The sequence below is a fragment of the Amycolatopsis sp. NPDC003676 genome (assembly GCF_053587275.1).
Map to the genome: position 1 here is coordinate 143,340 of NZ_JBSFNS010000001.1, position 12,024 is coordinate 155,363.

Genomic DNA, 12,024 nt, shown 5'->3' on the forward strand with positions numbered 1-12,024 from the left:
TGCTTGGGTCGACCAGCGAGCCAGATCACTTCCCCTTCTTCGGACCGATCGGTATGTTGCTTAGGCGAAGGCCGCTCCGGAAGAGAGGCGAAAACCGTTGCCGCAAGCCGTGATCGTCGACGCTGTCCGCTCGCCGATGGGCCGGGGGAAGACCTCCGGCGCTCTCGCCGCCCTGCACCCGGCCGATCTGCTGGGCCAGGTGCTCGCTGCCCTGGCCCAGCGCAATCGGCTCGACCCTCTCGATGTCGACGACGTGCTCGTCGGCTGCGTGACCCTGTCCGGAGAACAGGCCGGAACCCCTGGCAGGCAGGCCGTGCTGGCCGCCGGCTGGCCGGTCGACGTGCCCGCCGTGTCGATCGAACGCAAATGCGGCTCCGGGCAGCAGGCAGTGGAGTTCGCCGCGGCCGGGGTCACGGCGGGGCTCTACGACGTCGCGGTCGCGGCCGGGGTCGAATCGATGAGCCGGGTGCCGATCGGCTCCAACCGCCGGGGAGCGGACCCGCACGGTCCGGCGGTGCGCGAGCGGTTCCCGGATCTCGTACCGCAAGGCGTCGCCGCGGAACTGGTCGCGGCGAAATGGGGGCTGTCGCGCGCCGAGCAGGACGAGTACGCGGTCAGGTCGCACGCCCGCGCTGCGGAAGCCGCTGGCAGCGGCGCGTTCGACGGAGAGATCGTGCCGATCGATGCATCCGGTTCGCTGGTGCGCCGAGACGAATCGATCCGTGCCGGAACGACGGCGGCGCGGCTGGCTGACCTCTCCCCCGCGTTCCGCACCGACGAACTGGCCCAGCGCTTTCCGCACGTCGCATGGTCAGTCACCGCCGGAAACTCCTCGCAGATCACCGACGGCGCGGCCGCACTGCTGGTGATGAGCGAGGAGAAAGCCGCCGCGCTCGGGCTGCGGCCGCGAGCCCGCATCGTGGCGTCGGCGGTGTGCGGCTCGGATCCGGAACTGATGCTCACCGGCCCGATCCCCGCGACGCACCGGGTGCTCGACCGGGCCGGGCTCGCCCTGGAAGCCATCGATGTCTTCGAGGTCAACGAGGCGTTCGCCGCGGTCCCGCTGGCTTGGCACCGCGAATTCCCGGTGCCGGCGGAAAAACTCAACCCACGCGGCGGAGCGATCGCGCTCGGGCACCCGCTCGGCGCGTCCGGCGCACGGCTCATGACCACGATGCTGGCCCACCTCGAAGCGACCGGCGGCCGGTACGGCCTGCAGACGATGTGCGAGGCGGGCGGCATGGCGAACGCGACCGTCCTCGAACGGCTCGGTTGAAGGGAACCCGGACATGGAACTCAAGACGGCCTCAACTCTCGTCACCGGAGGCGCTTCGGGACTCGGCCGGGCCACCGCCCGGCAACTGGCCGAACGCGGCGCGGAAGTCGTGATCCTCGACCGGCCGACGTCGCACGGTGCCGAAATCGCCGCTGAAATCGGGCCGAACGTACGGTTCGCTCCCGCCGACGTGCGCGATCCCGAAGCGGTCGACGCCGCTCTCGATCTCGCCGAACAGCGCGCGCCGCTGCGAGCGGTCGTCCACTGCGCGGGCAAAGGCGCGACGGTGCGAGTCGTCGAGAAGGACGGCAGCCCCGGGTCGCTGGCGGACTACGAGGAAATCGTCCAAGTGAACCTGATCGGGACGTTCAACGTGCTCCGCCTGGCCGCCGCCCGGATGGCCCGGAACGAACCGGTCGAGGGCGAACGCGGCGTCTGCGTGCTGACCGCGTCCGTCGCCGCGTGGGAAGGGCAGATCGGCCAGATCCCCTACGCCTCGGCGAAAGCCGGGGTGGTCGGCATGACGCTCGTCGCCGCGCGGGACCTCGCCCGGAAGCTGGTGCGGGTCTGCTCGATCGCGCCGGGCATCTTCGACACGCCGATCTTCGACCGGCACGGCCCGGAGGTGCGGGACAAGCTCGCCGCGGCTGTGCCCCATCCGGCCCGGCTCGGCCGCCCGGAGGAATTCGCCCGGCTCGCGCTGGCGATCGTCGACAACCCGATGCTGAACGGCGAGACGATCAGGCTCGACGGCGCGATCCGGATGGCCCCGCGATGACCGGCGTGCGCACCGAAACCGCCGGTTCCGTCCTCGTCGTCACCATCGACCGGCCGCACGCCCGCAACGCGATCGACCTGCCCGCTGCGGAAGCGATCGCCGCGGCGATGACCGAATTGGACAGTCGCGCCGACCTGAGCGCTGCGGTCCTCACCGGAGCGGGCGGCACGTTCAGCGCGGGCATGGACCTCAAGGCGTTCCTGGCCGGAGAGCGTCCGATCGTGCCGCAGCGCGGATTCGCCGGGATCGTCGAAGCGCCGCCGGAAAAGCCGATCATCGCCGCTGTCGAAGGTTACGCGCTCGCAGGCGGGTTCGAGATCGCCTTGGCCTGCGATCTCCTCGTCGCGTCCCGCACCGCCGTTTTCGGGCTGCCGGAGGTCAAGCGCGGCCTCGTAGCCGCGGGCGGCGGGCTCCTCCGGTTGCCGCACCGCGTCCCGCACGCCCTGGCGCTGGAATGGGCGCTCACCGGCGCGCACATCCCGGCCGAACGCGCCGCCGAGGCCGGTCTGGTGAACCGGCTCACCGAGCCCGGGCACGCCATGGCCACCGCGCTGGAGCTGGCTCAGACGATCGCCGCCAACGCTCCGTTGGCCGTCCGCGCGACGAAACAGATCATGACCCGAGCACGGGACTGGCCGGCGGCGGAAGCGTTCCCGCGCTCCCGCGAGATCGCTGTGCCGGTACGGGAATCCCGTGACGCGCAGGAGGGCTCCCGCGCCTTCGCGGAGAAACGCAAACCGGTGTGGGAAGGCCGCTAACCCCGCCCAGCGACGTGTGCGGCGAGCTGGGCTCGATTCGCCAGCCCCAGCTTCGACAAGATGTTGTCCACATGCTTCTCCGCCGTACGCACCGAAATCACCAGCATCGAGGCGATCTCGCGGTTCGTCATGCCCTTCGCGACCAGTTCGCTCACCTCCTGTTCCCGCTGGGACAGCGGTGCGCGTTCCGGTGCCGGAGCGGGTGCCGGTTCCGCCTCGCCTAGCGCGTACGCGACCGCGGCGTCCACCGACATCGCCGCACCGGACGCGTAGGCCGAACGGAACGCGCCCTCGGACGCGCGGCGGCGGGCGTCTCCCTCGCCTTTAAGGTGGTACACCCACATCCGCGGGATGCCTTCCAGCGCCAAACCGACCTTGCGCAGCAACGCGTCCGCGGCGCCGAGCAGGCGGGCCGCGCGTTCGGCGTCGCCCTCCGACGCCGCGATCCACGACATCGCCTCCAGGCACACCGAGTGGCCGAGCTGGTCCTCAAGCGGGCGCTTGAGCCGCAAGCTCTCGCGCTCCAGTTCGGCCGCAGCCTCGTAGTCGCTCTGTCGCCACTTCTCCACCCCGAATGCCCACAACGAGAACGAGCGCCACCACGCTTCCCCGATCGGCGCGGTCGTTTCCTGGCACCGCACGTGCCACGCCGAGGCCCGCTCGCTCTCCCCCGCCAGGCTCAGGGCCAGGCCAGCCTCGAACATCGAGTGGATCTCCCCGGTGCGGTGCCCCAGCGCGGCGAACGCCTCGACCGACTCCTCGAGCCGGTCGATCGCGAATTCCAGGTCCCCGCTGAACAACGCGAGCAGGCCCCAGGTCTGCGCGACGAACACCGCGAGGTGCGCGTCCCCTGTTCCGGCGGCGATCCGTTCGCCCTCCTCCAGCAGCGAGGGCACGACGTCGTGGTCGCCTTGCAGGATCGCCAGCCACGCGGCGAGCCGGAGCGCCCGGCCCCGGTCGACGGTCGGCTCGGGAGCCGCGTCGAGCAGCTGGCCGAGCCAATGCCTGCCCTCGCTGAGGAATCCCCTGGCGAGCCAATAGTTTTCGACCGCCCAGGCCAGCCGCAGCCCGCTCTGCCCGTCGTGCGCGAGACAGGAGTTCAGCGCGGCGCGCAGGTTCGCGTGCTCCCGCCGCAGCCGCTCCAGCCAGTCCGCCTGCCGCGGGCCGGGCCAGTCCGCGTCGGCGTGCACCGCGAGCGCCGCGAACCACTCGCGGTGCCGCCGGTCCAGCTCCGCCGACTCGGCCCCGGCGAGCCGTTCCGTGCCGTACTGGCGGATCGTCTCGAGCATCTGATAGCGCGGTTCGCGGGAGTCCGCGACCCGGGTCAGCACAGACTTGTCGAGCAGCGCCGCCACCAGGTCAAGCACCGCCGTGCGGTCGATCTCCCCGCCCGCCGCGACCGCTTCGGCGGCGTCCAGGCCGAATCCTCCGGAGAACACCGAGAGCCGGCTCCAGAGCATGCGTTCGGCGGGCGAGCACAGATCGTAGGTCCAGTCGATCGACGCGCGCAGCGTCTGGTGCCGGGCCGGGGCCGTCCGGCTGCCCTGGGTGAGCAGGCGGTACCGGTCCCCCATCCGCGCGAGCAGCTCCGGCAACGGCAGCACGCGCAGCCGCACCGCGGCCAGTTCGATCGCCAGCGGGATGCCGTCGAGCAGCCGGCAGAGGTCGGCGACCGACCGCTGGTTCTCCGCGGTCACCTCGAATCCGGGCAACGCGGCGGCAGCGCGGTCGGCGAACAGCGTCACCGCTTCGCTCTGCGCGACGGCCGTCGCGGTGAGCGCCTGATCCGGGTCCGGAGTGGACAGCGGCGGCACCGGCACCACGGCTTCGCCGGCGACGTTCAGCGCCTCCCGGCTCGTGGCCAGCACGGTGAGGCGGCCGCACGCCCGCAGCAACGCGTCGGCCAGCGCGGCGGTGGCGGAGACCAGATGTTCGCAGTTGTCGAGCACCAGCAGCGCCTGCCGGTCGTGCAGGTGCTCGACCAACGTGTCCAGCTGCCACTGCGCCGACGTCTCGCGGATCCCGACCGCCGTGTTCACGGTGTGCCCGATCAGCGCGGGCTCCTGCACGTCCGCGAGGGCCACCACGTGCACACCGTCCGCGAACGCCCGGGACACTTCGCGGGCGAGCCGGAACGCCAGCCGGGTCTTGCCGACGCCCCCGGTGCCGGTGAGCGTGACGAGCCGGGAACGCTCCAGCGCGTGCCGGGCGAGCGCGAGGTCCCGCCGCCGCCCGATGAACCGGGTCAGCTCCAGCGGCAGCGCCCCCGGCTCGGCGGCGTCTCCATCACCAGTCGGGCGGACCATCCCGGTAGTGTCCCCCACAACCGCGCCGTTGGCGACGGTCCGCCGCGGAATCGCCGCTGTGCTCAGCGTTCTACCCGTCCCAGCACCAGATCCGCGGCCTTCTCCGCGATCATCGCCACGGCCGCGTTGGTATTGCAGGAGACGATTTCCGGCATCACCGAAGCGTCCGCGACCCGCAGCCGATCGATGCCGTGCACGCGCAGTGCCGGGTCGACCACGGAGCGGCCGTCCGTCCCCATCCGGCAGGTGCCGGACAGATGGAAGAAACTGCCGACCGCGTCGCGCACCGTCCGCTCCAGCTCGGCGCGGTCCATCCGCAGCAGCCGGCCGGTCCGGGCCTCGCCGCCCCATTCGTCGAACGCTCCGGTGCTGACCAGCCGGTCCGCTTCCTCGATCCCGGCGATCAGCTGGTCGAGGTCGTACTCCTCGCGCAGGTACCCGGGATCGATCAGCGGCGGCGCGCCGGGATCGGCGGATGCCAGCCGGACCGAACCGCGGCTGCGCGGGCGCATGTGGCCGATGCCGAACGCGAAGCTGTTGCCCGCCGGCGCCTGCCACGGCAGGCGGTAGTCCACTTGGATCTGCACGATCTGCAGCTCCGGGCCGTCCTGCGCAGAATCGGTCTTGGCGAACAGGGTCGCCTCCGCGTAGTTGCCGCTCGGCGACGGCAGCGGCCGCGCCGCCGCCATCCTGATCCCGGCCAGCATCACGTGGTCTTGAAGGTTCCCGCCGACGCCGGGGAGATCCGCCGACGCGGCGACGCCGAGCGCGGCCAGCTCGCCCGCCGGGCCGATGCCGGACAACATCAGGAGCCGGGGCGAGCCGACCGCGCCGGCGCACAGCAGCACTTCGCCGCCCGCACCCGCCCACTCCGGCGCGCCGTCCCAGTCGTACTCGACACCAAGACATCGACCGTCCCGGACGGCCAGCAGCCGTACCTCGGCGCCGGTGCGCACAGTCAGGTTGGGCCGGTCCATCGCGGGCCGCAGGTACGCGGTCGCCGCGCTTTGCCTTCGTCCGTCCTGGATCAGCAGGTCGTGCAGGCCCGCCCCGAGCAGCTCGCCGTCGTTGAGGTCGGCGGCGACGCGGTGCCCCGCCCGGCGCGCGGCCTCCACGTGCGCCAGGCTGAGCGGATGCGGCTCGGCGATCGGCCGCGGCCGGAGCGGTCCGCCCCGGCCGCGGTATGCGGGATCGCCCAGGGGAACGTCCTCGGAGCGCCGGAAATACGGCAGCACCCCGGCGTAGTCCCAGCCTTCCGCGCCCGCAGCGGCCCAGCGGTCGAAGTCGCCGCGGCAGCCGCGGAGGTGCGCCATGACGTTGATCGAGCCGCATCCGCCGAGCACGCGGCCGCGCGGGGCCGGGACAGCTCGTCCGGTGTCGGCCTGCACGGTGGTTTCCCAGCCCCAGTCCGCGTCGCCGCCGAGCAGGCCCGGCCACGCGCCCGGGTCCTCGACGTCCGGGCGCCGCTCGTCGCCGCCCGCTTCGAGCAGCAGCACCGAAACGTCCGGGTTCTCCGAAAGCCGGGCGGCGAGCACGCATCCGGCCGTGCCGCCGCCGACCACCACGTAGTCGAAGGAAACCATCAGAGCCCGACCACGACCGTCTTCAGCTCCAGGTATTCGTCGAGGTTCTCCTTGCAGGTCTCCCGGCCCCATCCGGACTGCTTGTACCCGCCGAACGGCAACGCGGCGTCGACCGCCTGGTAGCAGTTCACCCAGACCTGCCCCGATTCCAGCGCCGCGGCGACCTGGTGCGCCCGTCCGACGTCCTTCGTCCAGACCCCGGCGCCCAGCCCGAAATCGGTGTCGTTGGCCAGGTCCAGCACCTCCTCGTCGGTGTCGAAGGGCACGACCGTCAGCACCGGCCCGAAGATCTCCTCGCGCGCGATCCGGGAGTCCCGCGCGACGTTCGTGAGCACGGTCGGCCGCACGAACCAGCCCTGGTCGCCCCAGGCTTCCCCGCCTGCCGCGACCTCGACGCCTTCGGACCGCCCGATGCCGAGGTAGCCCAGCACTTTCTCGCGGTGCTCGGGCGAGATCATCGGCCCCATCTCGGTGGCGGGATCGAGTCCCGGGCCGAGTTTGATGCTGCGCGCCCGGTCGGCCAGGCCCGCCACGACGTCGTCGTACACGCTGCGGTGCGCGTACAGCCGCGAACCGGCGATGCAGCTCTCGCCCTGGCAGGAGAAAATGGCCAGCCCCGCGGTCGCGATCGCGGCGGGCAGGTCGGCGTCGCCGAAGATGATGTTCGGGGATTTCCCGCCCAGTTCAAGAGAAACCCGCTTCAACGTGTCCGTCGCCGCCCGCGCGATGGCTTTGCCGGTGGCCACGGATCCGGTGAAGGTGATCTTGTCGACCCCGCGGTGCTCGACCAGCGCCGCCCCGGCCGCCTCGCCGTACCCGCTGACGTAGTTGAAGACGCCCTCGGGAATCCCCGCCTCGAGCACCAGCTCGGCCAAAAGCGCGATCGACAACGGGGTCTGTTCCGCGGGCTTGACCACGATGGTGTTGCCGGTCGCGAGCGCTGGAGCGAGCTTCTTGACCGCCATCATCAACGGCAGGTTCCACGGCACGATCGCGCCCACCACGCCGACCGGCTCGCGGCGGGTGTACGCGTGGTACGGGCCGCCGAAATTCGTCGGGAACGACACCGGGATGGTGTCGCCGGTGATCTTCGTCGGCCAGCCCGCGTAGTAGCGGAGGATCTCCACCGAGAACGGAACGTCCACGAAGCTCGCCTCGGTGATCGGCATCCCGACGTCCAGCGCTTCGAGCGCGGCCAGCTCGTCCGCGCGCGCTTCGACGAGATCCGCCAAGCGCCACAACAGCTTTCCTCGCTCCTGCGGCGTCATCAGCCGCCACGGCCCGGTCAGCGCGGCGCGGGCCGCCGAGACCGCGCGGTCCACATCGGACGCGTCCGCCGCCGGGGCGTCGACCAGCACCTGGCCGGTCGAGGGATCGCGCACCGCGAGGCTTTGCCCGGAACTCGCCTCGGCCCAGTCGCCGCCGATGAGCATCCGGCGAGCCTTTTCGACATTCGCGCGAAGGGACGCGGGCAGGGTTTCAGTCGTTGTCGCCATGGTTTCCGTCCTTCTCGGCAGTGGGAACCGGGGGCGCGGCAACTGCCGCGCCCCCGGCGGATCAGGCGGGCTGCGTGCTCTTGCGCGGCGCGGTGAAGTTCTTCATCCGCGGGAACACCTCGCGGCCCATGCGCTTGATGTCCTCGACGTAGTCCGGGAAGATCAGCATGTAGCCCGCGACGTCGATCTCGGCCCATTCGTCCAGCTGGCGGGCAATGCTCTCCGGCGAACCGGTGATGAAGTCCGTCGACATCTGCACCGAACCCTTGCGGTCCATGCTGGCCAGGATCTCCGAGGTGCCGCCCTCCGCGGAGTCGGTGAGCGCGCCGCCGATCATGTACTCGATCGCCTTCATGTCGGCGTTGTCGACGTAGTTCTGCAGTTTCGCCTCGGCCTCCTCGTCGGTGTCGGCCATGACGACGCCGAGCGCCACGTACGGGCGGATGGTGCGCCCCGCCTCGTCCATCTGGCCGTTGAACCGGTCCACGACCTCGCGCAGCGCGTCCTGCCCGCCCCAGGCCAGCCGGAAAGAGTAGTCCGCGTAGCGGGTGGTGAACTTGATCGCGTCGTCGGAGGTCCCCGCGCACACGATGTTCATGGGGTGGTCCGGTTTCGGGCCCATCCGCAGGTCCTCGTACTGGAAGTACTCGCCCTGGAAGTTCGAGACGCCCTTCTCCCACAGCTCGCGCACGACCTGGCAGTACTCGCCCGCGTACTGCCAGCGGTAGGAGTTGTACTCGTAGCCCGGCCAGACCTTCATCGTCTCCAGTTCGCGCGGGTGCCAGCCGCCGGGGACGATGTTGAGCGAAAACCGGCCGCCCGAGATCGAGTCGATGGTCATCGCCATCCGGGCCGCGATCGCCGGGTGGATCGCGAGGATGTTCACCGAGCCGACGAGCTTCATGTCGGTGGTGTCCCGGGCGAGTGCGGCCATCTGGGTCATCGATTCCAGTGCGTCGTCCCAGAATCCGGTGGTGCCGCCGTGCCCGCGCAGCGCCGAAAGCGACAGCGCGAAGGAGAAACCGTTGTCCTCGCCGGTGGTGATGATCTCCCGCATGTGGTCGTACGTCGGCGAGTACTGGGGTGCGGTCTCGGACATGATGTAGCCGTTGCGGGCGCTGGGGATGAAGATGCCGAATTCCATGTCAGGGATTCCTCTCTTGTTGATCGCGGGGTCGTTACGGCCGTGCGCCGGCCGCTTGCTCCACTTCGGACGGTGCTGAGGCCGGATAGGCGGCTTCGCCGAGGACGGCGTGGTCGAGCGCGCTGTCCAGCCCCTGGTCGACCCGCTCGTCCCGCAAACCGATCGTCTTCTCCACGGCGAGGACCACAACGAACGCGCTGGCCAGTCCGAGCACCAGGAACACGAGCACACCGAGCGCCTGGTGCCCGATGCCGACCGACGCGTGCTGCGGCGCGTACTCCCCGGCGAGGCCGAAGTACCCGCCCTGTTTGACGCCGGAGGCGAACACCGCCGTCATCAGCGCGCTGTAGACACCGGGGCCTAGGGTCAGCGGGACCACCTTGATGTCGTCGAGGCGCCAGCCGTTCATCAGCCGGTACCCGCCGACCACGATCAGCGGCGCGAAGAACGCGGTGAGCCCGGCCTGCCACGGCTTGGCGACGTCGAGCAGCGCGGACACCGCGATCCAGCCCGCGACCGGCGACACCAGCAGGAAGTACGGGCTCTTTCCGACCTTCCACGCGAGCAGGCCGCCGAGCACGGCGAAGGCGAACGCCATCATCAGGTTCGTGACGATCACGCCCATGCCGGTCTCGTTCAGCGTGATGCCGAAATACCCGGAACCCGGCACCAGGTACCCGTTGAGCAGCGCGTATCCGCACAGCCCGGCGAGGAACAGGAACAGCCCGGCCACGGTGAAGACCAGGTTGTGCGGCATCGGCGGCTCGCTGGCCCGGCCGCCGAACACGCCGGCCCTCGGCTTCGCCCGCCACACCAGCACGAGCGCCCAGCACCCGAGCAGGATGTAGAAGAAGGCACCGCCGAAGTCGTGCGTTCCCGCGTTCGACAGCGGTCCGACCGAACCGTAGACGAGGTAACCGGCGAACGGGATCACGAGCGCGCCGAACACCAGCGTGACCGCCGACAGCCCGGCCGTCTTGACCCGCTCGATCACCGAGCCCGCGAGCAGGGCCGCGAAGAACGCGGCGAACAGGATGAACACCGCGAAGAACGCCTGGAACGAGTCCGCGCCCGGCGTCGTCGCCGGATCGAGGTGCTGCGGATAGGTGTTGATGCCGGGTCCGCCGAGCCACCAGGATTTCAGCGCCTCCCCCAACGGATTCGGGACGCCGAACGCCTGGGCGAATTGGGTGTCCCAGATCGCGAACCCGGCGATCGACATCCCCGCCGCCGCGACGAACGCGGCGACCAGTTTCTGGACGGTCGTGTGCAGGACGTTGCCCGCCCGGCTGAGGCCGGCGTCGAACAGGAACACCCCGCCGACGGCGAGCATGATCGCGATCAGGCCGACGACGTAGAGGATCGTGGGCACCTGCGCGTTCAGCGACACTTGGTTGTCGTACATGGCTTGGTTCTCCGCTCAGGAAGAGAGCAACAGGTCGAACGGCCGGTCGTACAGGACTGCTTCCACCACCTCCCGCGGGATCGGCAACGGCAGGTCCAGGTCGGCGACGGCGAGGAACTGGTCGGCCGCCTCGCGGGGGTCGAACGAGGGGAAGTCCGAGCCGAAGAGGAGCCGGTCGGTCACGTGGCCCTCGATCGCCAGCCGCAGGCCGTTGTACAGCTGCCAGGTCTTGACCGGCAGCGTCGAAACGTCCGCGTACACGTTGGGGTTCTTCATCATCAGCTCGACCGCTTCGTGGGTCCACGGCTTGCCGAAGTGGGCGAGCAGGATCTTCGTCCCGCGGAACTCCCGTGCGACCTTGTCCAGCAGCATCGGATAGGCGAATTCGTTGCAGCCGTCCGGGGCGAACACGCTCGCCTGGTGGAACATCAGGAAGATCCCCAGGTCCGCGGCCGTCCGGTAGACCTCGAACGCTTCGGCGCAGTGCGGGTGGAAGCCTTGGTACGGCGGGGAAAGCTTCACTCCCTGCAGTCCGTGCGTCTCCACCGCGCGGCGCAGTTCGGCGGCCGCGCCAGGCTGGGTCGGGTCGACGCTGCCGACGCCGATCGCCCGGTCGCGGTTGGCCGCGAAGTACTCGCCCACGTAGTCGTTCGGCACGTGCATGCCCATCCGGGCGACCTGGAGACCCAGCACGAGGAACCGGTCGGCGCCGCTGGCCCGCATGACCCGGCTGTGCTCGTCGAGGTCGGCCTCGCCGAACCCGGGCCGTCCCACCAGTTCCACGCCCCGCTCCGTCCACACCGGACCGAGGTGCTCGGGCCGGTAGACGTGCGTGTGCCAGTCGGTGAACGGACGATCCGGCATGTCAGGCCGCCTCGTCGCCCGGGCGGACGGCGATCGCCTCGATCTCCACCCGGCAGCCGCCCGCGATCCCGACCACGAACGTCGCGCGCGCCGGGAACGGGCCCGGGGCGAACACTTCGGTGTAGGCCTCCCAGAACTCCTTGCGACAGGAGTCGTCCGCGAGGTAGCAGGTGGTCTTCACGATGTCGGACAGGCCGCACCCGGCGGCTTCCAGTACGCCCTTGATCTCGTCGAGCGCGATCCTGGTCTCGTCGGCGATCGACTTCGCCTCGTCCTTGCGCCGCAGCGTTTCGAGGTCGAGCGCCATTCCGCCCGCGAAGACGAGATCGCGCGTCGCGACGCCGGGGTTCATGCCGTAGCGCGGGTAGGGCAGGTTTTCCGGGTTGAGGTATTCCGGCACGGGTTCTTCCTTTC

General features: G+C 70.6%; 10 protein-coding genes. 3 read left to right on the top strand and 7 right to left on the bottom strand.

The window, feature by feature from the left end; all coding sequences use genetic code 11:
• The first annotated feature begins 97 nt into the window (after positions 1-97).
• From ACWDNU_RS00665 to ACWDNU_RS00675, 3 genes are read left to right on the top strand one after another with little or no spacing between them, the layout of a single operon-like run.
• Positions 98-1,276, top strand: coding sequence for a thiolase family protein (locus tag ACWDNU_RS00665; protein WP_449667128.1), 1,179 nt, complete (start codon positions 98-100; stop codon positions 1,274-1,276).
• 13 nt (positions 1,277-1,289) lie between these two features.
• The gene (locus ACWDNU_RS00670; protein ID WP_449667129.1) at positions 1,290-2,054 is read left to right on the top strand and encodes an SDR family NAD(P)-dependent oxidoreductase; all 765 of its coding nucleotides are present in this window, start codon (positions 1,290-1,292) and stop codon (positions 2,052-2,054) included.
• On the top strand, positions 2,051-2,812 hold the full coding sequence (locus tag ACWDNU_RS00675) for a crotonase/enoyl-CoA hydratase family protein (RefSeq protein WP_449667130.1): 762 nt from the start codon (positions 2,051-2,053) through the stop codon (positions 2,810-2,812). Before ACWDNU_RS00670 ends, ACWDNU_RS00675 begins: the two co-directional genes overlap by 4 nt.
• Here the strand turns inward: ACWDNU_RS00675 and ACWDNU_RS00680 are convergent.
• From ACWDNU_RS00680 to ACWDNU_RS00710, 7 genes are all read right to left on the bottom strand, one after another.
• Complete coding sequence (locus ACWDNU_RS00680) at positions 2,809-5,118, bottom strand: ATP-binding protein (RefSeq protein ID WP_449667131.1); 2,310 nt, start codon at positions 5,116-5,118, stop codon at positions 2,809-2,811. The genes ACWDNU_RS00675 and ACWDNU_RS00680 overlap by 4 nt on opposite strands.
• A gap of 62 nt (positions 5,119-5,180) precedes the next feature.
• Positions 5,181-6,701 (bottom strand): GMC family oxidoreductase, encoded by a 1,521-nt coding sequence (locus ACWDNU_RS00685; RefSeq protein WP_449667132.1) that lies wholly within the window; start codon positions 6,699-6,701, stop codon positions 5,181-5,183.
• Complete coding sequence (locus ACWDNU_RS00690; protein ID WP_449667133.1) at positions 6,701-8,197, bottom strand: aldehyde dehydrogenase family protein; 1,497 nt, start codon at positions 8,195-8,197, stop codon at positions 6,701-6,703. Before ACWDNU_RS00690 ends, ACWDNU_RS00685 begins: the two co-directional genes overlap by 1 nt.
• Positions 8,198-8,258: 61 nt before the next feature.
• Positions 8,259-9,341: an LLM class flavin-dependent oxidoreductase gene (locus ACWDNU_RS00695; RefSeq protein ID WP_449667134.1), complete on the bottom strand. Its 1,083-nt coding sequence runs from the start codon at positions 9,339-9,341 to the stop codon at positions 8,259-8,261.
• A gap of 34 nt (positions 9,342-9,375) precedes the next feature.
• On the bottom strand, positions 9,376-10,746 hold the full coding sequence (locus ACWDNU_RS00700; RefSeq protein ID WP_449667135.1) for a hypothetical protein: 1,371 nt from the start codon (positions 10,744-10,746) through the stop codon (positions 9,376-9,378).
• Positions 10,747-10,761: 15 nt separating this feature from the next.
• Complete coding sequence (locus tag ACWDNU_RS00705) at positions 10,762-11,610, bottom strand: amidohydrolase family protein (RefSeq protein WP_354741970.1); 849 nt, start codon at positions 11,608-11,610, stop codon at positions 10,762-10,764.
• Between the two features lies 1 nt (position 11,611).
• Positions 11,612-12,010: a RidA family protein gene (locus ACWDNU_RS00710; RefSeq protein WP_449667136.1), complete on the bottom strand. Its 399-nt coding sequence runs from the start codon at positions 12,008-12,010 to the stop codon at positions 11,612-11,614.
• Positions 12,011-12,024 lie beyond the last annotated feature (14 nt).